Genomic DNA, 21,093 nt, shown 5'->3' on the forward strand with positions numbered 1-21,093 from the left:
CGCGGTCGGGACTTCGGAGCGGTCCTGGTGGGCATCCTCGGGCCATGGCCCTGAAAATATCGTGGCTGAACCACGCGATCGCCGACGCCGGTCTCGTCACCCTGTACTGGTTCCCCGAGGAGGCCGACGAGGCCGAGGGCGCCGTTCCGGGCGGGCTGGACTCCTCACGCGTGTCGCGCACCCGCCTGCGGGTGGCCAGCACCCAGCAGGAGGTGACCGCCTGGAATGCCGCTGCCCTCGCCTACCTGGGTGAACTCGCTCCTGCCATAGCGGAATTGGAGCGGGTCGAGGAGCGTGTCCGGCGATGGCGCAGGCGGTTGGTGAGCCGACGGTGGGCCGAGGCAACGTACGGGCGGGCCAAGGCGGCCTTCCTGGACCGGGTGGAGCCCGCGGCAGCCGCCTACCGGCCGGTGCGGGAGGCGGTGGAGCGGCGGATCGCCGAACAGGAGGCCCAGCGTATCGAGGCGGGCCGACGTGCCTACCGGGAACAGGAACGGCGGCGGTCGGAGGCCCGTGCCCGGTTCGAGGAGTGGGAGTGGCGCCAGGCGGCCGCGGACCGCCCGCTGCCGCTGCCCGGCGGGAGCACTCCGCGGGAACTGGCGGCGCGGGGCGAGACACCGCAGGCATGGCCCGCCGAACTCCGGGAGACGGTCGGTGACATCGACGCGTGGTGGCAGCGCGTCCGCGCCTCGGTCCGCAACGAGCGGGCCCGCGAGGAGGCCGTACGAAAGGTGGCCGGGGTGATCACCGCGACCGCGGCGGCCCTGGAGGCCGCCGGCCGGCCCGGCATCAGCGCGGTCAAAGACAGGCCGTCCGAGGTGCGCCACGGCTGGTGGGTGTACTTCACCTGGTCCGGCCTCCCGGACGCCACCTGGCTCAGGACACCGCCGGACATGCCGATGGGGCACTTGTACGCAGGGCAGTGGCACGACGACTCGTACCAGCCGAGCCGGATCCTCCTCATGTGGAGGCCGTCCGGCGCCTACGGTCTGGCGGGCGTGACCAGTGAGAGGATCGCGAACGGACTGGCCACCCGGCACATGTGGTGGGAATGGGAGATCGAACGGTTCGCGCAGGCGCTGGTCCCCGACGGACTCGTCTACCGCACTACCCACACGTTCGAGGCCGCGGTGCGCCTGCGCGTCACCGACCACGCCGACCCGGCCGTCTTCGTGCCGTACGCCGACGCGGACGCCGCGCAACCGCGGCCTTCCGGGCGGTGGCGGCCGGTTCGGGCCTGGCCTGATCCGGAAGACGCGGCCTAGCCTGAGGGAATGCGGCCCGACGCGACCACGCCCGACGGCACCACCGACGACGCCGGGACGCCCGACGGCGCCCCGGCATCCGGTCCGGACCCGGGGCTCTTCGGCCCCGGGTCCGTCACCTGGCAGCTCCACGGCGACCCCGTCATGTGGATCGGCGGGGTGCGCGCCCTGTACCTCCAGGCGCTGCACCCGGTCGCCGTCCGCGGAGTCATGATCAACAGCGACTTCCGGCGGGACGCCTGGGGCCGCCTCATGCGGACCGCCGCCTTCGTCGGCGCGCTCAGCTACGACACCAGCGAGGCGGCCGAGGCCGCGGGCGCCCGGGTGCGCAGGATCCACCGGCTGCTCGGCGTGGACGACCCGCACCTGCTGCGCTGGGTGCACTGCGCCGCGATCGACTCGTACCTCCACGTCCTACGCCGCTCCGGCATCCCCCTCACCGACGCCCAGGCCGACCGATATGTCGACGAACAGCGCGTTTCCGCCCGGCTCGTGGGCCTCGACCCCGACGAGGTGCCCGGCAGCACCACCGCCCTCGCCCGCTACTTCGAGGACATCCGGCCGGAACTCGCAGGCGGCCAGGACGCGCGCACCGTCGACGCCTTCCTGCGCCGGCCCCCGGTGCCGCCGGTCCTCCGGCCCGCGCGCGAGGTGATCTGGCGGCGCGTGGCGGCCCTCGCGTACGACACCCTGCCTCCGTACGCCCACGCGCTCTACGGCCGGCCGGCGCCGCCGCCCGAGACCGTCACCCACCGGCTCACCGCCACCGCGAACCTGCTGCGCTGCGTGCCGGACCGGCTGCGCTGGCGGCTGCCGCCGCGGCACATCCTGCGCGCGATGGAACGGCTCGGCCCGGAGAGCCGACCCGCGCCGTACAGACTGCGCGCCACGGCCGCCATACTGGACGGGCCGGGGAAGGAGCGGCACGACAACGGGGCAAACGGGGGCGACAGCACGCGATGGCGGACACGGACACCAGGCTGATCCAGGGCCGGTACCGGCTGCACGAGGTGATCGGTCGCGGCGGTATGGGCGAGGTGTGGCGCGCGACCGACGAGTCGCTCGGCCGGCGCGTCGCCGTGAAGTGCCTCCGGCCCCTCGGCCAGCAGCGCGACCCGGCGAACATGGCCGTGCTGCGCGAACGCTTCCGGCGCGAGGCCCGGGTCGCCGCCGCCCTCCAGCACCGCGGCATCACCGTCGTGCACGACTTCGGCGAGTCCGACGGGGTGCTCTTCCTCGTCATGGAGCTCCTCGACGGGCGCAATCTGAGCCAGTTGCTCGCCGACAACCGCAAGCGGCCGCTGCCCGTCGCCGAGGTCGTCGACATCGCCGAGCAGGTCGCCGACGCCCTCGCCTACACCCACCGCCAGGGCGTGGTCCACCGCGACCTCAAGCCGGCGAACATCGTGCGGCTCGTCGACGGCGCCGTGAAGATCTGCGACTTCGGGATAGCGCGGCTCGGCGCCGACATCGGCTTCACCTCCCGCCTCACCGGCACCGGCATCGCCATGGGCACCCCGCACTACATGAGCCCGGAGCAGATCGGTGGCGGCGAGGTCGACCACCGCAGCGACCTGTACTCCCTGGGCTGCGTGCTCTACGAACTGGCCACCGGCGTTCCGCCCTTCGACCTGGGCGACACGTGGGCCATCCTCATCGGGCACCGTGACACCGCGCCCGCGCCGCTGCGCAGCCACCGCGCCGACCTCCCGGGCTATCTCGACCTGGTCGTCCTCGACCTGCTCGCGAAGACCCCCGACGGCCGTCCGTCCGACGCGGCCGTGCTCCGCGACCGCCTCGCCTCGGGCCGCGGCACGGCCTTCCCGGTCTTCTCGTTCCCGACGTCGGCGTCCGTGTCGGCGTCCGTGTCGGCGTCCATGTCGACGCCGATGTCGACGTCGGCGGGCCTGCCCGAGCTCCCGGCCTGGGCCCGCGCCATCGGCACCGGCCGCGCCGCCACCACGACCCTCGCGGGGCGCGCCGCGCCGCCGTACGACCCGGCCACGGCCCTGACGGGCGAGTGGACCCGCGCGGGGCGCCTGACGGCGTCGGGCCCGGTACCGGTCCGGCCCGAGCCTCCCGCTTCCCCTGCTTCCCCTGAGTCCCACCCTCATTCCGCTTTTTCGTCCCGGCCGTCCGGCGCCGCCCCGGAGCTCGTCGCCGTGCTCGCCGGGCGGCACCGGGCCGGGCTGGGGCTCGGACGGCTCGGCCGGTGGGAGGAGGCCGCCGATCTGCTGCGTACGGTCGTACGGGACCGGGCGCACGTCCTCGGCGCCGACCACCCCGACACCCTCGCCAGCGGCTACGAACTCGCCTTCGCCCTGGCCCGCCTCGGCCGGTCCGCCGAGGCCCTCGGCCAGTTCGGCACGGTCGCCGAGGGGCGGGCCAGGGCCCTCGGCGCCGACCACCCGGAGACCCTCGCGGCACGCCAGGAGATCGCGTACGTCCTGGGCGGACTCGGCCGTCACGCCGAGGCGCACGCGGTGTACGAGGCGGTGCTCGCGGCCCGCGAACGGACCGTGGGCGCCGAGCACCCCGACACCCTGCGCTGCCGCCACAACCTGGCCTTCACGCTCGGCCGGATCGGCCGGGTCGCCGAGGCGTACGCGACCGCGTGCGAGGTCGCCGACGCGCGGGCCCGGCTGCTCGGCGCGGAGCACCCCGACACGCTGGCCACCCGCCACGAGGTGGGGCACGCGCTCGGCCGGCTCGGACGCTGGGCCGACGCGCTCGGCCACCACCGCGAGGTGGCGGACCTGCGCGGCACGGTCCTGGGCCCCGAGCACCCGGACACGCTCGCGGCCCGCTACGAGGTCGGCATCTGCCTGGGCCGCCTCGGGCGCGCGGAGGAGGCCGCCGCGCTCTACCGGGAGCTCGTCGACGCCCGCACCAGGACCGCCGGCCCGGAGGACCCGGAGACCCTGCGCGCCCGGCACGGCCTCGGCGTGAACCTCGGGCGCCTCGGCCGCTGGGACGAGGCCCTCGCCGAAGCCCGCGCTGTCTGCGCCGCCCGCGCCCGCGTCCTCGGCGCCGACCACCCGGACACGCTGATCAGCCGGCGCGAGACCGCCATCGCCCTGGGCTGGCTGGGCCGTTGGACGGAGGCCCTCGCCGAATACCGCGGCGTGACCGAGGCCCGCACCCGCCTCCTCGGCCCCGACCACCCGGCCACCCGCTCCGCCCGCGCGGACGAAACCCACTGCCGCGAACGCCTGGGCACCGCCGCCCCCTAGCCCCGGCCCGCCGCCCGGGCCGGGCTCGACCCCCCCCGGGAGTCTGGGCGACCTGGCACCCCCCCCGGTGGTCTGCTTGCCCTCAACGCCCTCCGCTCAGAGGTTCCCCCTCACCTGGACGAACCGGTGGCCGCCCAGCGCCGACGCGAAGTCGGCCAGGAAGTCCGGGGCGAGGGCCGGCCAGTCCCAGAAGGCGAAGCCCAGGTGGGCGAAGGCGAAGAAGTTCTGGTCCCAGGTCCACGCGGTCAACTCGGTTGCGCGGCCGCACGTGTCGCAAGCGGCCGTGGCCGTTCCCGTGCGCTGCCATACGCCTATGGACGCGGCGAAGGAGTCGAAGGCGCCCTCGACGGCCTCCCCTTCGTCGTCGAAGAAGCGGGTGCGGGCCTCGCAGTGCGGGCAGACCGCGTGCGCGCAGAAGAACGGGCAACCGTGGAACACCGTCCGCCCGGCGTGGACCGCGACGCCGCCGCCGGACCCCCGGCGCGGATCGGCGACCGCCCGCGCCCACCCGGGGCCCGGCAGGTGCCCGTACTCCGCGAAGAAGACGCAGTCACGGACCCGTTCGGCGCGCACGATCCCGGCCGCGACCAGCCAGCCGAGCCCCCGCCCGGCCAGCTCCTCCGCCTCCTCCGGCCCGACGTCCGGGACGACCAGCGTCCGATAGTGGTTCCCCATGGCCCCCGACCGTAGAGCACGCCACTGACACCGGCGCCCTACCGGCCGCCGTCTCCCGCCGGTTCGGGGTCGAGCGAGTCCGCCGAGGTCAGGCGCTCGACGAAAGACCGGAAGTCCCGGGCCAACGGAAGCTCCGTGACGGAATCCGTGCCCGACTCCGTGTCGAACCATGTCACCGACGGCTCCCCGTGCGGTCCGCAGGCCCGGTAGTCGAGCGCGATCCAGCAGTGGCCGTCGCCGGAGAGCAGCACCAGGGGCGACGGCAGACCCCACTCCTCGACCAGCGAGGGGGACTCCAGCAGCGACCACTCGTCCCCGGGACGGCCGACGCCCAGCAGCTCGTCGAACGGGACATGGGTCTCGCTCCAGGAGGTCGCCACGTCCGTGGGGAAGGCGTTCCAGGCGTCCGCCACCAGGCCGCCGTTGCGGATCCGCAGGATCTCCAGGAGCGCCTGCGGCAGACGGACGCCGAGCCGGCGCTCGGCCTCCCGCACGACCGGGTCGGTCAACGGGGCGAGCGACCCGTGCGGGTCCTCGTCCCAGAAGGTCGCGCAGATGTCGTCGAAGCGTGCCACCCGCCGATCGTACGCAGCCCCGCGGCCGGACCGGACTCACCGCCCCGGCCCCTGGTGGCAGCGCCGCCGAGGTGCTAGCAAGAGGCATGACCGCACCGCAGAGCTCCTACGACGCCGTCATCGTCGGCGGCGGACACAACGGCCTCGTCGCCGCCGCCTACCTCGCCCGCGCCGGGCGACGGGTCCTCGTCCTCGAGCGGCTCGGTTCCACCGGCGGGGCCGCCGTCTCCACGCGGCCCTTCGCCGGGGTGGACGTCCGGCTGTCCCGCTACTCGTACCTCGTCTCGCTCCTCCCCGAGAAGATCGTGCGCGACCTCGGGCTGCGCTTCGCGGTGCGAAAACGGTCCGTCTCCTCGTACACGCCCTACCGCACCCCGGCCGGCGGCTCCGGCCTCCTCGTCGGCGGCGACGCCGACCGCACCCGCGCCTCCTTCGCCGCGCTCACCGGCTCCGACCGCGAGTACGAGGCATGGCGGGCCTTCTACGGCCGCACCGCGCGCGCCGCGCGCCGGATCTTCCCGACCCTCACCGCACCGCTGCCGAGCCGTGCCGAGCTGCGCGCCCGGGTCGACGACGCCGAGACCTGGGACATGCTCTTCGAGCAGCCCATCGGCGTCGCCGTCGAGAAGCACTTCGCCGACGACCTGGTCCGCGGGGTCGTCCTCACCGACGCCCTCATCGGCACCTTCGCCGACGCCCACGACCCCTCCCTGCTCCAGAACCGCTGCTTCCTCTACCACGTCATCGGCGGCGGCACCGGTGACTGGGACGTCCCCGTGGGCGGCATGGGCGCCCTCACCGACGCCCTCGCGGACGCGGCACGCGCCGCCGGGGCCACGATCCTCACCGGCCACGAGGTCAACCGGATCGACACCGACGGCACCCGCGCCGAGGTCGCCTACCGCACCGCCGACGGCGAGGGCGTCGTCGCCGCCGGACACGTCCTCGTGAACGCCTCCCCGCACGCCCTCGCCGCCCTCCTCGGCGAACCGGCCCCGCCGCCCGCCGAGGGCGCCCAGCTCAAGGTGAACATGGTCCTCACCCGGCTGCCGAGGCTCCGCGACCGCGCGGTCGACCCGCGCGAGGCGTTCTCCGGCACCTTCCACATCGCCGAGGGCTACGCGCAGTTGGCGACCGCCTACGCCGAGGCCGCCGCCGGGCGCCTGCCCGCCGCCCCGCCCTCGGAGATCTACTGCCACACCCTCACCGATCCCGGCATCCTCGGCCCCGAGGCCGCCGCCCGCGGCTACCAGACCCTCACCCTCTTCGGACTCCACGCGCCCGCCCGGCTGTTCGCCGCCGACCCCGACGGCACCCGCGACGCCCTCCTGAAGGCGACCCTGGAGCAGCTCGACGCCTGCCTCGACGAACCGATCGCCGACTGCCTGGCCCGCGACGCCGACGGCCGGCCGTGCGTCGAGGCGAAGAGCCCGCTCGACCTCGAACACGAGCTGCGGCTGCCCGGCGGCCACATCTTCCACCGCGACCTCTCCTTCCCCTACGGGGAAGAGGAGGGTGGAGCCTGGGGTGTCGAGACCGCCCACGCCAACGTCCTGCTGTGCGGGGCGGGCGCCGTCCGCGGCGGCGGGGTGAGCGGTGTCCCCGGCCACAACGCGGCCATGTCGGTGCTGGAAGGGGCGGCGGGTTGACGTTCGGACCGCCCGCCGCCAGCGGCGTGAAGCTGATCTGCGAGGCCGCTTAAGAAAACCTCGATGGACCACGGGCCCGACGTACGGAAGATTTCCTCCAGGGATCTTGGGCGCTTCGCCGCGCCCTGACCCGTACATCACAAGGACGCGTACGTCGGGAGCCGTGACATTGAAGGCACTGGTCAAGCAGAAGGCGGAGCCGGGACTCTGGCTCACGGACGTGCCCGAGCCGGAGACAGGCCCCGGTGACGTCCTGATCAAGGTCAAGCGGACCGGGATCTGCGGCACCGACCTCCACATCCGCTCCTGGGACGGCTGGGCCCAGAAGACCATCGACACCCCGCTGACCCTCGGCCACGAGTTCGTCGGCGAGGTCGTCGAGACCGGCCGCGACGTCACCGACGTCCAGGTCGGCGACCTGGTCAGCGGCGAGGGCCACCTGGTGTGCGGCAAGTGCCGCAACTGCCTGGCCGGCCGCCGCCACCTGTGCCGCGCCACCATCGGCCTCGGCGTCGGCCGCGACGGCGCCTTCGCCGAGTACGTCGTGCTGCCCGCCTCCAACGTCTGGGTCCACCGCGTCGCCGTCGACCTCGACGTCGCCGCGATCTTCGACCCCTTCGGCAACGCGGTGCACACCGCGCTCTCCTTCCCGCTCGTCGGCGAGGACGTCCTGGTCACCGGCGCGGGCCCGATCGGCATCATGGCCGCGGCCGTCGCCAAGCACGCCGGCGCCCGCCACGTCGTCATCACCGACGTCAGCGAGGACCGCCTCGACCTGGCCCGCAAGACCGGCGTCTCGCTCGCCCTGAACGTCGCCGAGCAGACCATCGCCGACGGCCAGCGCATCCTCGGCCTCAAGGAGGGCTTCGACGTCGGCCTGGAGATGTCCGGCAACCCGCGCGCGATGCGCGACATGGTCGCCAACATGACCAACGGCGGCAAGATCGCCATGCTCGGCCTGCCCAGCGAGGACTTCTCCGTCGACTGGGCGAAGATCGTCACCTCGATGATCACCATCAAGGGCATCTACGGCCGCGAGATGTTCGAGACCTGGTACGCCATGTCGGTGCTCCTCGAAGGCGGACTCGACCTCTCCCCGGTGATCACGGGCCGCTACGCGTACACCGACTTCGAGGCCGCCTTCGACGACGCCGCCTCCGGCAGGAGCGGCAAGATCATCCTCGACTGGACCGTCTGACCTCCGGACCACAGCACTCAGGAGCCCTTTCCATGTTCGACTCCGTCCGCGACGACCTGCGCGCCACCCTCGAAGACATCCGGCAGGCCGGACTGCACAAGCCCGAGCGGGTCATCGGCACCCCCCAGTCCGCGACCGTGGCCGTCACCTCCGGCGGCCGCCCCGGCGAGGTGCTGAACTTCTGCGCCAACAACTACCTGGGCCTCGCCGACCACCCCGAGGTCGTCGCCGCCGCCCACGAGGCCCTGGACCGCTGGGGCTACGGCATGGCGTCCGTCCGCTTCATCTGCGGCACCCAGGAGGTCCACAAGGAGCTGGAGGCGCGCCTGTCGGCCTTCCTCGGCCAGGAGGACACGATCCTCTACTCCTCCTGCTTCGACGCCAACGGCGGCGTCTTCGAGACCCTCCTCGGCCCCGAGGACGCGGTCGTCTCCGACGCCCTCAACCACGCCTCCATCATCGACGGCATCCGCCTCTCCAAGGCCCGCCGCTTCCGCTACGCCAACCGCGACATGGCCGACCTGGAGCGGCAGCTCAAGGAGGCGACCGAGGGCGGCGCCCGGCGCAAGCTGGTCGTGACCGACGGCGTGTTCTCCATGGACGGCTACGTCGCCCCGCTCGACGAGATCTGCGACCTGGCCGAGCGCTACGACGCCATGGTCATGGTCGACGACTCGCACGCCGTCGGCTTCGTCGGCCCCGGCGGCCGCGGCACCCCCGAGCTGCACGGCGTCATGGACCGCGTCGACATCATCACCGGCACCCTCGGCAAGGCCCTCGGCGGCGCCTCCGGCGGCTATGTCGCGGCCCGCGCCGAGATCGTCGCCCTGCTGCGCCAGCGCTCCCGCCCGTACCTCTTCTCCAACACCCTCGCCCCGGTGATCGCCGCCGCCTCGCTCAAGGTCCTCGACCTCCTGGAGTCCGCCGGAGACCTGCGCGAGCGGCTGAACGCCAACACCGAGCTGTTCCGCCGCCGGATGACCGAGGAGGGCTTCGACATCCTCCCCGGCGACCACGCCATCGCCCCCGTGATGATCGGTGACGCCGCCGAAGCCGGACGCATGGCCGAGCTGCTCCTGGAGCGCGGCGTGTACGTGATCGGCTTCTCGTACCCGGTCGTGCCGCAGGGCCAGGCCCGCATCCGCGTCCAGTTGTCCGCCGCCCACTCCACGGACGACGTCAACCGGGCCGTCGACGCGTTCGTCGACGCGCGCGCCGCCCTGCGAGACTAGGGGCATGATCGAAGCGCGGCGGCTGCACATCCTCCGGGCGGTGGCCGACCACCGCACCGTCACGGCGGCGGCCGCCGCGCTGTATCTCACCCCGTCCGCCGTCTCCCAGCAGCTCGCCGCCCTGGAACAGGAGACCGGGCACCGTCTGGTGGAGCGGGGCGCCCGGGGCGCCCGGCTGACGCCGGCCGGCGAGATCCTGCTGAACCACGCCAACGCCGTCCTGGCGCAACTGGAGCGGGCGGAGGCCGAGCTCGCCGCGTACGGCTCGGGCGAGGCCGGTACGGTGACGGTGGCCGCCTTCGCCACCGGCATCGGCCTCGCCGTCGCCCCCGCCATCGGCTCCCTCGCCCGCACCGCGCCCGGCATCCGGGTCCGGGTCCGGGACGCCGAGGGCGACGAGAGCCTCCTCATGGTCCTGGACCGGCAGGTCGACGTGGCCGTGGCCGTCGAGTACCGGGGCGCGCCCGGTGAGGACGACGCCCGGCTCACCCGCGTCCCGCTCTACGCGGAGCCGTTCGACGCGGTCCTCCCGCCGGACCACCCGCTCGCCGCCCGGGAGCGGATCGCGCTCGCCGACCTCGCGAAGGACCCCTGGATCGGCCAGTCCGCCGGCAACCCGTGTCATGACGTGACCGTCCTGGCCTGCGAGTACGCCGGTTTCGCGCCGCGTCTGGAGCACTCCTCCGACGACTTCCGGGCCGTCGTCGCCCTCGCGTCGGCGGGTGCGGGCGTGGCCCTGGTGCCGCGCTCGGCCCTGCGCGGCACGGACCTCACCGGGGTGTTCGTCCGTCCGGTGGACGGCGTCGCCCCCACCCGCCGCGTCTTCGCGGCGGTCCGCCGCGGAGCCGAGGACCATCCGCTGATCCGGCCGGTCCTCGACGCGCTGCGGGACGCGGCCGTTCCGCGGGACTGAGCCCGCCGGGACCCGGCGACCTCGGTCCCACCACCGTGACCGTGGCCCAGGACCGTGGCCCGGGACCGTGTGCGACGCGGCCGGCTCGACGGCGGTCGACGCGGTCGTCGCCGTCGGGCCGGTCGTGGCGGCCGCGGGGGACGGCGCCGCGAGCGCCGTGATCAGCGTGGCGAGGAGGGCCAGGGACAGCGCCCCCCGGCCACGCGGACAGGACGGAGCGGCGCGCGCCCGGCGCATCCGTGCGCAGACCGCCCCCGGGCGCGGACAGGGTGTCAGTCCGCCGACCGCACCCAGCCCTGCGCCTCGACGCGCGCCCCGTCCGCCGGCCGCATCTCGTCGAACAGCGGGCGCCCCGCCGCGTCGAGCACCCGCAGCGCGTCCACGTACACGCCCCGGCCCACGTACCGCCGGTCGGTGGCGTAGCGCCAGCGCAGCCGTACGGGCCCGGTGGCCGGGTGCGGGCCCTGGGGCAGCGCGGCCCTGACGGTGTGCCAGGCACGGCCGGACCAGCCGCTCGCCGCGCCCGAGGGGTGCGAGCGGGGCTCCTCGCCGGGCCGCGCGCTCGTGAACGGCACCGCCGACCAGCTCGCCCCGCCGTCCCTCGACGCCTCCAGGAACGCGCCGTCCGCGCCCGGTTCGGTGTCCCACCACAGGGCGCACTCGAGGCGCGCCGCCTCCGGGAGGTCGGGCAGGGTCAGCGTGGCGGTCGTGGCGCTCGCCATGCCGGCGAACCAGGCGGTGCGTCCCCGGGCCGGGCGTACGGGCACGGCGCGGGCGAGGGCGTCGGCGGTGGCGACCCGGGGCGCGGAGCCGGAGCGCCAGCTCCGCACGGGGTGCACGGAGTTGCCGAGGACGACGAGGAAGGCGTCGGCGGTCGGGTCGAGGACGAGGCTGGTGCCGGTGAAGCCGGTGTGCCCCGCGGTGCGCGGGGTGGCCAGGGCGCCCATGTACCAGTGCTGGTAGAGCTCGAAGCCGAGACCGTGCTCGTCGCCGGGGAAGGCGGTGTTGAAGTCGGTGAACATGAGCTCCACCGAGGCGGGGGAGAGGATGCGGGCGTCGCCGTACGCCCCGCCGTTGAGCAGGGTGCGGGCGAGGACGGCCAGGTCCCAGGCGCGGGAGAACACCCCGGCGTGGCCGGCCACCCCGCTCATGGCGTAGGCGTTCTCGTCGTGGACCTCGCCCCACACCATGCCGCGGTCCAGACCGGACCACGGCTTGCGGGCGTCCTCCGTGGCGGCGATGTCCGGCCGCCAGGAGAGCGGGGGATTGAAGCGCGTGCGGTGCATCCCGAGCGGAGCGGTGATCTCGGTCCGGAGCAGGTGATCCAGAGTGTGACCGGTGATCTTCTCCAGGATGAGCTGGAGGGTGATCAGATTGAGGTCGGAGTAGAGGTAGACCGTGCCGGGCGGATGCGCCGGCTTCTCGTTCCACAGCAGCCGCAGTCGCCCCTCCCGGGTCGGCTCCTTGTAGAGCGGGATCCAGGCGCGGAAACCGGAGGTGTGGGTGAGGAGCTGACGGACGGTGATGTCCTGCTTGCCGCCGCCCCCGAACTCCGGCAGATACGCCGTGACGCGCTCCTCCAGCGTCAGCGCGCCGCGCTCGATCTGCTGCACCGCCAGGATCGAGGTGAACAGCTTGGAGACCGAGGCCAGGTCGAAGACCGTGTCCTCGCGCATGGGGATCCGCTGGTCCTCCGGCAGCTCGACGCCGGTGTCGGTCTTCTCGTCGTACGCCGCGTAGCGCACGGCCATGCCGATCGGCCGGTGCAGCGCCACGGTCCCGCCGCGCCCGGCGAGCAGCACGGCGCCCGCGTACCAGGGGTGGACGGGAGAGGGGCGGAGGAAGGATTCGGCGTCGGTGACAAGCCGGTCCAGGTGCTCGGGCAGCAGTCCGGCCCGCTCGGCGGAGCCGCGCCGCAGGGTCGTCCGCCGCGCGCCGCCGCCCGTACCACCGTCGGCCGTACCACCGCCGCCCGCGGCGCCGCCCGAGTCGCCCTCCGCGGGCCCGTGGGCGGCCGCTCCCGGCACCGCACCGAACATCAGGGCTCCTCCCAGGGCCAGGACCCCGCCGCCGAACGCCCTGCGGCTCGGACCCCGTCCCTCGCTCCTCGACTGCTCCGTCATGTCCACCCTCTCACCGCTCCCTGAAAGAAAACTTCGGCTGCTCCGGCAAGATCTGAAACTTTCCTACCGGAGGGGGAGCGGGACACGGAAGCGCGCGGCACCGCAAAGAATCTGACATGGCATCAGAAAATCTCTTCCCTCGGCACGACCGCTGCGGCATCCTGCCGCCCATGAAGACGGAGCTGAGTCGCACCCTGGGGATCGAACACGCCATCTTCGGCTTCACGCCCTTCCCCGCGGTGGCCGCCGCCATCACCAGAGCCGGCGGGTTCGGCGTCCTCGGCGCGGTGCGCTACACCGCACCCGGCGACCTCGCCCGCGACCTCGACTGGATGCAGGCCCACACCGACGGACTGCCCTACGGACTCGACGTCGTCATGCCGGCGAAGAAGGTCGACGGCGTGACCGAGGCCGACGTCGAGGCGATGATCCCCGAGGGACACCGCGCATTCGTCCGCGCCACCCTCGCCCGGTACGGCGTCCCCGAACTCGCCGACGGCGAGCCGTCCGGCTGGCGCATCACCGGCTGGATGGAACAGGTCGCCCGCGGCCAGCTCGACGTCGCGTTCGACTACCCCATCAAGCTGCTCGCCAACGCCCTCGGCTCCCCGCCCGCCGACGTCGTCGCCCGCGCCCACGACCACGGCGTCCTCGTCGCCGCCCTCGCCGGCAGCGCCCGGCACGCCCGCCACCACGCCGACGCCGGCATCGACATCGTCGTCGCCCAGGGCTACGAGGCCGGCGGCCACACCGGCGAGATCGCCTCCATGGTGCTCACCCCCGAGGTCGTCGAAGCCGTCGCCCCGCTGCCCGTCCTCGCCGCCGGCGGCATCGGCAGCGGCGAGCAGATCGCCGCCGGACTCGCCCTCGGCGCCCAGGGCGTCTGGCTCGGCTCGCTCTGGCTCACCACCACCGAGGCCGAACTCCACTCCCGGGCCCTCACCGAGAAACTGCTCGCCGCCGGCTCCGGCGACACCGTCCGCTCCCGCGCCCTGACCGGCAAACCCGCCCGCCAACTGCGCACCGAGTGGACCGACGCCTGGGACGACCCGGCGGGACCCGGACCGCTGCCCATGCCGCTCCAGGGCCTGCTGGTCGCCGAGGCCGTATCCCGGATCCAGAAGTACGAGGTGGCGCCGCTGCTCGGCACGCCCGTCGGCCAGATCGTCGGCCGGATGAACTCCGAGCGCAGTGTCCGGCAGGTCTTCGACGACCTCACCCGGGGCTTCGAGAGGGCGGTCACCCGGATCAACCGCATCGCCGGAAGGAGCGCGCGGTGACCGAGAACCCCACCGGCTTCTGGGCACAGGCCGCCGCCGACCCGGGCCGTACCGTCCTGATCGCCCCCGACGGCGAGGAGTGGACCGCCGGACGGCTGCTCACCGACGCCAACCGCCTCGTCCACGGCCTGCGCGCCGCCGGAATGGAGCAAGGCGACGCCTTCGCCGTCGTCCTGCCCAACGGCACCGCCTTCCTCACCGCCTATCTCGCCGCCGCCCAGGCGGGCTTCTACCTCGTCCCCGTCAACCACCACCTGGTCGGCTCCGAGATCGCCTGGATCGTCTCCGACTCCGGCGCCAAGGTCCTCATCGCCCACGAGCGCTTCGCCGAGGCCGCGACGGCCGCCGCGGACGAGGCGGGCCTCGCCCGGAGCCACCGCTACGCCGTCGGCGAGGCCCCCGGCTCCCAGGCCCCGGGCTCCCGGGCCATCGGCTCCCGGGCCCCCGGCTCCCAGGTCCCCGGCTTCCGCCCGTACGCCGAACTCCTCGACGACCGCCCGGACTCGACGCCCGCCGACCGCACCCTCGGCTGGGTCATGAACTACACCTCCGGCACCACCGGACGCCCCCGGGGCATCCGCCGCCCCCTGCCCGGCAGGCTCCCCGAGGAGACCCACCTCGGCGGCTTCCTCGGCATCTTCGGCATCAAGCCCTTCGACGGCAACGTCCACCTGGTCTGCTCGCCGCTCTACCACACGGCCGTCCTCCAGTTCGCCGCCGCCGCGCTGCACATCGGCCACCCGCTCGTCGTCATGGACAAGTGGAGCCCCGAGGAGATGCTGCGGCTCATCGACACCCACCGCTGCACCCACACGCACATGGTGCCCACCCAGTTCCACCGGCTGCTCGCCCTCCCAGCGGAGACCCGGAACCGCTACGACGTCTCCTCCCTGCGCCACGCCATCCACGGCGCCGCGCCCTGCCCCGAGCACGTCAAGCGGGCCATGATCGACTGGTGGGGCCACTGCGTCGAGGAGTACTACGCGGCCAGCGAGGGCGGCGGCGCCTTCGCCACCGCCGAGGACTGGCTGAAGAAGCCCGGCACCGTCGGCCGCGCCTGGCCCATCAGCGAGCTCGCCGTCTTCGACGACGACGGCAACCGGCTGCCGCCCGGCCGGCTCGGCACCGTCTACATGAAGATGAGCACCGGCGGCTTCCGTTACCACAAGGACGAGGCCAAGACCGCGTCGAACCGCATCGGCGACTTCTTCACCGTCGGCGATCTCGGCCTCCTCGACGAGGACGGCTACCTCTTCCTCCGCGACCGCAAGATCGACATGATCATCTCCGGCGGGGTCAACATCTACCCCGCCGAGATCGAGGCCGCCCTCCTCGCCCATCCCGCCGTCGCCGACGCCGCCGCCTTCGGCATCCCGCACGCCGACTGGGGCGAGGAGGTGAAGGCCGTCGTCGAACCGGCCGAGGGCCACGAGCCCGGCCCCGAGCTCGCGGCGGCGATCCTCGCCCATTGCGCGAGCCACCTGGCCTCGTACAAGCGTCCCAAGTCGGTCGACTTCATCGCCCACATGCCCCGCGACCCCAACGGCAAGCTCTACAAGCGCCGCCTGCGCGACCCCTACTGGGAGGGCCACGACCGCCCCTTGTAGCGGGCCGCGGCGCACGGACGGCGGACCGGCCCCGAACGGAGGGCGGTCCGTGCCGGTATGGCAGGATTCACGGCATGAGTGCGCGTACGGCAGGACTGACACGACAGTGGACCACCTGGGGGCCGGTCGTCGCGGCCGTGGGGCTCGCGCTCGGCTGGGGCCGCGACCTGCCGGGCTTCGCCGTGGCCCTCATCGCGGTCTGCCTCTTCGCCGCCGTGCTCGCCGCGGTCCACCACGCCGAGGTCGTCGCCCACCGTGTCGGCGAGCCCTACGGCTCCCTCGTCCTCGCCGTCGCCGTCACCGTCATCGAGGTCGGACTGATCGTCACCCTGATGGCCGGAGGCGGCGACAAGGCCGCGACCTACGCACGGGACACCGTCTTCGCCGCCGTCATGATCACCTGCAACGGCATCGTCGGTCTGTCCCTGCTCGTCGGCGCACTGCGCAACCGCGTCGCCGTCTTCAACGCCGAGGGCTCCGGCGGTGCGCTCGCCACGGTCTGCACCCTCGCGACCATGACCCTCGTCCTGCCGACCTTCACCACCAGTCACGCCGGACCCGAGTTCTCCCCCGCCCAGCTCGCCTTCGCCGCCGTCGCCTCCCTCGGCCTGTACGGGGTGTTCGTCGCCGTCCAGACGGTCCGGCACCGCGACTACTTCCTGCCGGTGCCCCGGCCGGTCGCCGCGGACGGCAACCTGGCGGAGTCCGAGGACGAGCACGCCGAACCGCCGACCGCCCGCGCGACCTGGATCAGCCTCGGCCTGCTCGTGCTCGCCCTCGTCGCCGTCGTCGGCAACGCCAAGCTCGTCTCGCCCACCATCGAGGACGGCGTCGAGTCCGCCGGCCTGCCCAAAGCCGTCGTCGGCGTCGTCATCGCCCTCATGGTGCTGCTCCCCGAGACCCTAGCCGCCGTCCGCGCGGCCCGCCGGGACCGGATGCAGACCAGCATGAACCTGGCCTACGGCTCCGCCATCGCCAGCATCGGCCTGACGATCCCCGCGATCGCGCTCGCCTCGATCTGGCTCTCCGGCCCCCTGGTCCTCGGCCTGGGCGCCCTCCACATGGTGCTGCTCGTGCTCACCGCCGCGGTGAGCGCCCTGACCGTGGTGCCCGGACGGGCCACGCTCCTCCAGGGCGGCGTCCACCTCTCGATCTTCGCCGCCTTCGTCTTCCTGTCGATCAGCCCCTGACCGGCCTCAGCCTCTGACCGGCCTCAGTCCCTGACCACCACGACCCGCAGCTCCGGCGAGCGCAGGATGTCCTTCTCGCAGAAGCGGGAGGTCACCCACCGCTCGCCCGCGTACAGACGCGTCTGGTCGCTGTGGTGCGGCGAGTTCGGGTTCGAGGACTGGGAGTACGTGAGCAGGGTGCGGGCCACCGGGCAGCGGCCGCCGTCCCAGCCCACCGCCTGGACGTGGCTCGTGCCGTGCGCCACCTCCGTGTAGCCGCCGCTCGCCGGGTTCCACACGGGCTCGGTCTTGTTCCAGACGCCCAGCGCCTCCGTGCCGCCGCTCACCGGGATCCGCGCCCCGTTCCGTACCACGAACTGGTGCGCGCCGAGCGGGGCGTCGAGGGCGATCCCGGCCGCCCGCAGCTCCGCCACCGCGCCCTTGAGGGCCGCGGCGAAGGCGGGGGAGTCCGTGTCGAGGGTGTGCGGGGTGCGCACGGGATCGGCCGCCGAGAACGGCACCTTCCACTGCTCGGCCGGCTTCGCCGCCGCCGTGAACTTCCGCCAGAAGCGGTCGAAGAGCAGCGCGCCCCGGCTGCCGGCGTCCATGGTGCGGTCCCAGGCCGCGATCACCCGGCAGGGCTCGGGGTCGTCGGCGAGGACGGCCGCGCAGGCGCGGGCCGTGTCGGCCGCCGCCAGGTCACCGGCCGGGGCCCGGTCGGCGAACTGCTGGCGCTGGAGGTCGGCCACGGTGAGGCCGCCCCGCCCGGCCATCGCCGCCACGTCCTCGATGCCGCCACGGGTGCGCAGCGAACGCGGGGTGCCGAGGGTGCCGAAGATCCGCTCGTAGCCGGTGATCGGCCGGTCCGCGTGGGTGAGCCAGGCGCTGTCGTTGGAGTTCGCCACGTACGGGGCGTCCCGCAGGACCGGCATCCGTGCGGGCCCGAACACCCCGGGCTGCACCGCGTCCGGGTCCGAGCCGAGCGCGCAGTCGCCGCGCGAGCCGTCGAGGACCGCGACGCCGGACGCCGGATAGGTGGCGCGGCCGAGCGGCGTGGAGCAGCGCCGGTCCAGTTCGTCGGTGATCCGCGGCAGCACCTGCGCCTGCGTGAAGAGGGTGTGGCCCGCCGCGTCGGCGGCGATGGTGTTGACCCAGGGCAGCCCCTGGGTGCGGCGCAGCGTGTCGGCGATGTCCGCGGTGGAGCGGGCCTTGGCGAAGCCGAGCGCCGTGTCCGAGCCCCGCAGGTTGAGCGCGTTGGGGTCGCCCAGGGCGAAGGCCGTCGTCGCGGTCCACGGCAGCGGCAGTTGCGCGCCGAGCCCGGAGACGACCGGCCCGTAGCGGGTCCACCACTGGGTGCGGGTGACCGGGGCGCCGTCCTCGACCGCGACCGTGACCGTGCGCGGGGTCATCCGCTCGGGCCTGCCGTCCACCAGGTACGTGGTGGGGTCGGCCGGGTCGAGGGTCAGTTGGTGCAGGTTGAGGGGGACGCCGGTGGCGACGGTGTGGCTCCAGGCGACCTTGTCGTTGAAGCCGATGTTGACGACGGTGGTGCCGAGCAGGGAGGCGCCGGAGACGTTCAGCTCGCCGGGTATGGTCTGCTGGGACTGCCAGAAGCGCCGGCCGCCGTGCCAGGGGTAGTGCGGGTTGCCGAGCAGCAGCCCGCGGCCGTTCGCGGTGGTGGAGCCCTGGAAGGCGACGGCGTTGGACCCCATGGTGGCGTGTTCGGCCGCGAAGAGCTCACGGGCGGCGGCGGCCGTACGGGCCGGGTCGGGCACTCCGGCTTCCGTCGCCCCGGAGGCCGTCGGTCCGGAGGCCGGCGGGCCGGCCGGTGGGCGGGCCGCGACGATGCCGTCCACCGCCCGGCCCTGGCCGCCGAGGACGGAGACCGCCCAGCCGCGGCGCGCCACGTCGAGCGCCGTCACCGGCCGCACCCAGTCGGCGCCCGCACAGGCCGGATCGGTGACGCGGTTCTTCCGCAGCCAGGCGTTGTAGCCGGCCGCCCAGCCCCGCATGAGCTCCCTGAGCTGCCGGCTCGGCCCGGCCGGGGCGGGCAGGGCGAGCACCGCCTCGACCGTTCCCGCCTCCTTCACCCCGCGGAAGAAGAGGTCGCTGGACAGGTTCTTCGTCGCCGACGACAGTGAGCCGTCGGGGGCGGCGTCCGCGCCGAAGTACCGGGAGCGCTCGCCGTTCACGGTCACGAAGCCGTCGGCGAGGACACAGACCTGGTCGGCCGCCTGCGCCCAGCCGGTGCCGAAGCCGAGGCTCGCGTAGTCCTTGCCGACGATGTGCGGGATGCCGTACTCGGTGTAGCGGATGACGGCCGACAGGCCCCGGTCCGAGGGGTGATGGGTCCGGTCGGCCGGGTCGGCCGCAGCGGCCGGCAGCGAGGCGGTGACGGTGGCGAGGGCGGCACCGACGAGCGCCAGACGCCTCAGCCGGGTGGGGAAGAAGGTGCGGAAGTGCAACGTGCCTCCCAACGAGCATGCGGGTCGTGCGGGTTGGGGTCATGCACTCAGGTGAGCGCTTGCTTTGTCAACATGCCGTTCGGTATCCGAGGTCCGCCGCGGGGTCCGCAGCGGGGTCCGCGCGGGGCCCGCCCGGCGCCGGCCGGGTACTTGACCGTCCGCCCGGCCCCACCGAGGATCGTCGGTCATGGACCGAGTACCGCGCAGACTGCTCACCCGCACCGTCGACGGCGTCCTGCGCATGAGCGCCCAGCGCGTCCCCGACCGGATCGCCGTGCGGTACGCGGACCGGACCTGGACCTACGCCGAACTGGACGCCGCCGTCACGACCGCCGCGGCCGTGCTGCGCGAGCGCTGGGGCCTGGCTGAGTACGACCGGGTGGCGGCCTACGGGCACAACTCCGACGCCTACCTGATCGCGTTCCTGGCCTGCTCCCGCGCCGGCCTCGTCCACGTGCCGGTCAACCACCACCTCACCGGTGACGACCTCGCGTACGTCCTGGAGCAGTCGGGCAGTTCGCTCGTCCTCGCCGACCCGGCCCTCGCGGAGCGCGTACCGGACGGCTTCGCCGTGCGGCCGCTGCGGGACGGCACCGGTTCGCTCCTCGCCGAGGTCTCCGGCCGCCCCGACACGTACGACACGGACCGCGACGCCCGCGATCTGGTCCAGTTGCTCTACACCTCGGGCACCACCGCCCTGCCCAAGGGCGCGATGATGACCCACCGGGCCCTGGTCCACGCCTACGCGAGCGCGATCGAGGCCCTCGACCTGGACGAGGACGACCGTCCGGTGCACTCGCTGCCGCTCTACCACTCGGCGCAGATGCACGTCTTCCTGCTGCCCTATCTGGCGGTCGGCGCGGAGAACACCATCGTCGACGGGCCGGAGGCCGGGCTCCTCTTCGACCTGGTGGAGTCCGGGCGCTGCGACAGCCTGTTCGCCCCGCCCACCGTGTGGATCGGGCTCGCCCGGCACCCCGAGTTCGCCACCCGTGACCTCTCCGCCCTGCGCAAGGCGTACTACGGTGCCTCGATCATGCCCGTACCGGTCCTGGAGGGGCTGAGGTCCCGCCTGCCGGCCCTGCGCTTCTACAACTGCTTCGGCCAGTCGGAGATCGGCCCGCTCGCCACCGTCCTCGGGCCCGACGAGCACGAGGGCCGGATGGAGTCCTGCGGACGCCCGGTCCGTCACGTCGAGGCGAAGGTCGTGGACGAGGACGGCCGGGACGTGCCGGACGGCACCCCCGGCGAAGTCGTCTACCGCTCGCCCCAGTTGTGCTCCGGATACTGGGACAAGCCCGACGAGACCCGGGAGGCGTTCCGGGACGGGTGGTTCCGCTCGGGCGACCTCGCCGTGCGCGACGCGGAGGGCTACTTCACGGTCGTCGACCGGGTCAAGGACGTCATCAACTCCGGCGGCGTCCTCGTCGCCTCCCGCCAGGTCGAGGACGCCCTCTACACCCACCCGGCCGTCGCCGAGACCGCCGTCGTCGGCCTCCCCGACCCGCGCTGGATCGAGGCGGTCACCGCCTTCGTCGTGCCCCGGGGCGAGGTCACCGAAGCCGAGCTCCTCGCCCACGCGCGGGACCGGCTCGCCCACTTCAAGGCCCCGAAGCGGGTGGTCCTGGTCGAGTCGCTGCCCCGCAACGCCAGCGGCAAGATCCTCAAGCGGGAGTTGCGGGACCGTCACGCGGCCCCGTGAGACCGCC

Annotated in this window: 15 protein-coding genes; 11 read left to right on the top strand and 4 right to left on the bottom strand. The window is 73.9% G+C overall.

Annotated elements, in window-relative coordinates:
- The first annotated feature begins 44 nt into the window (after window positions 1–44).
- Genes ABZ135_RS30380 through ABZ135_RS30390 form a run of 3 tightly spaced genes read left to right on the top strand, consistent with a single transcriptional unit; the run spans window position 45 to window position 4,498 of the window.
- Window positions 45–1,265: a hypothetical protein gene (locus tag ABZ135_RS30380; protein ID WP_356700135.1), complete on the top strand. Its 1,221-nt coding sequence runs from the start codon at window positions 45–47 to the stop codon at window positions 1,263–1,265.
- Window positions 1,266–1,274: 9 nt separating this feature from the next.
- Window positions 1,275–2,249 carry an oxygenase MpaB family protein gene (locus ABZ135_RS30385; protein WP_356700137.1) on the top strand — a complete coding sequence of 325 codons (975 nt, stop codon included), beginning with the start codon at window positions 1,275–1,277 and terminating at the stop codon, window positions 2,247–2,249.
- Window positions 2,225–4,498: a serine/threonine-protein kinase gene (locus ABZ135_RS30390; RefSeq protein WP_356700139.1), complete on the top strand. Its 2,274-nt coding sequence runs from the start codon at window positions 2,225–2,227 to the stop codon at window positions 4,496–4,498. The genes ABZ135_RS30385 and ABZ135_RS30390 overlap by 25 nt, the downstream gene beginning before the upstream one ends.
- Window positions 4,499–4,594: 96 nt before the next feature.
- On the opposite strand, the gene ABZ135_RS30395 is transcribed toward ABZ135_RS30390, so the two are convergent.
- Window positions 4,595–5,173: a hypothetical protein gene (locus tag ABZ135_RS30395; protein WP_356700141.1), complete on the bottom strand. Its 579-nt coding sequence runs from the start codon at window positions 5,171–5,173 to the stop codon at window positions 4,595–4,597.
- 38 nt (window positions 5,174–5,211) lie between these two features.
- The gene (locus ABZ135_RS30400) at window positions 5,212–5,748 is read right to left on the bottom strand and encodes an SMI1/KNR4 family protein (RefSeq protein WP_356700143.1); all 537 of its coding nucleotides are present in this window, start codon (window positions 5,746–5,748) and stop codon (window positions 5,212–5,214) included.
- An 86-nt stretch (window positions 5,749–5,834) separates the two neighbouring features.
- Here ABZ135_RS30400 and ABZ135_RS30405 point away from each other — a divergent pair, with 86 nt between their 5' ends.
- The 4 genes from ABZ135_RS30405 (at window position 5,835) to ABZ135_RS30420 (ending at window position 10,740) form a co-directional block, all read left to right on the top strand.
- The gene (locus ABZ135_RS30405; protein ID WP_356700145.1) at window positions 5,835–7,397 is read left to right on the top strand and encodes an NAD(P)/FAD-dependent oxidoreductase; all 1,563 of its coding nucleotides are present in this window, start codon (window positions 5,835–5,837) and stop codon (window positions 7,395–7,397) included.
- A 169-nt stretch (window positions 7,398–7,566) separates the two neighbouring features.
- Window positions 7,567–8,595, top strand: a complete 1,029-nt coding sequence (gene tdh, locus ABZ135_RS30410; protein WP_356700221.1) for an L-threonine 3-dehydrogenase — start codon at window positions 7,567–7,569, stop codon at window positions 8,593–8,595.
- Window positions 8,596–8,627: 32 nt separating this feature from the next.
- On the top strand, window positions 8,628–9,827 hold the full coding sequence (locus tag ABZ135_RS30415; RefSeq protein WP_356700147.1) for a glycine C-acetyltransferase: 1,200 nt from the start codon (window positions 8,628–8,630) through the stop codon (window positions 9,825–9,827).
- A 4-nt stretch (window positions 9,828–9,831) separates the two neighbouring features.
- Window positions 9,832–10,740: a LysR family transcriptional regulator gene (locus tag ABZ135_RS30420; protein ID WP_356700149.1), complete on the top strand. Its 909-nt coding sequence runs from the start codon at window positions 9,832–9,834 to the stop codon at window positions 10,738–10,740.
- Between the two features lie 272 nt (window positions 10,741–11,012).
- Here the strand turns inward: ABZ135_RS30420 and ABZ135_RS30425 are convergent, their stop codons facing one another.
- A complete protein-coding gene (locus tag ABZ135_RS30425) occupies window positions 11,013–12,863 on the bottom strand; it encodes a serine hydrolase (protein ID WP_356700151.1) in 1,851 nt (616 codons plus the stop codon).
- Window positions 12,864–13,033: 170 nt separating this feature from the next.
- On the opposite strand from ABZ135_RS30425, the gene ABZ135_RS30430 reads away from it, so the two are divergent.
- The 3 genes from ABZ135_RS30430 (at window position 13,034) to ABZ135_RS30440 (ending at window position 16,940) form a co-directional block, all read left to right on the top strand.
- The gene (locus tag ABZ135_RS30430; protein ID WP_356700153.1) at window positions 13,034–14,143 is read left to right on the top strand and encodes a nitronate monooxygenase family protein; all 1,110 of its coding nucleotides are present in this window, start codon (window positions 13,034–13,036) and stop codon (window positions 14,141–14,143) included.
- A complete protein-coding gene (locus ABZ135_RS30435) occupies window positions 14,140–15,750 on the top strand; it encodes an acyl-CoA synthetase (RefSeq protein WP_356700155.1) in 1,611 nt (536 codons plus the stop codon). The genes ABZ135_RS30430 and ABZ135_RS30435 overlap by 4 nt, the downstream gene beginning before the upstream one ends.
- Window positions 15,751–15,824: 74 nt before the next feature.
- Window positions 15,825–16,940: an ionic transporter y4hA gene (locus ABZ135_RS30440; protein ID WP_356700157.1), complete on the top strand. Its 1,116-nt coding sequence runs from the start codon at window positions 15,825–15,827 to the stop codon at window positions 16,938–16,940.
- A gap of 23 nt (window positions 16,941–16,963) precedes the next feature.
- Here ABZ135_RS30440 and ABZ135_RS30445 read toward each other — a convergent pair whose 3' ends face one another.
- On the bottom strand, window positions 16,964–19,384 hold the full coding sequence (locus ABZ135_RS30445) for a penicillin acylase family protein (protein WP_356700158.1): 2,421 nt from the start codon (window positions 19,382–19,384) through the stop codon (window positions 16,964–16,966).
- Between the two features lie 187 nt (window positions 19,385–19,571).
- On the opposite strand from ABZ135_RS30445, the gene ABZ135_RS30450 reads away from it, so the two are divergent.
- The gene (locus ABZ135_RS30450; protein WP_356700160.1) at window positions 19,572–21,086 is read left to right on the top strand and encodes a fatty acyl-CoA synthetase; all 1,515 of its coding nucleotides are present in this window, start codon (window positions 19,572–19,574) and stop codon (window positions 21,084–21,086) included.
- Window positions 21,087–21,093 lie beyond the last annotated feature (7 nt).

This window comes from Streptomyces sp. NPDC006339, from assembly GCF_040612775.1.
Classification (GTDB): Bacteria; Actinomycetota; Actinomycetes; order Streptomycetales; family Streptomycetaceae; genus Streptomyces.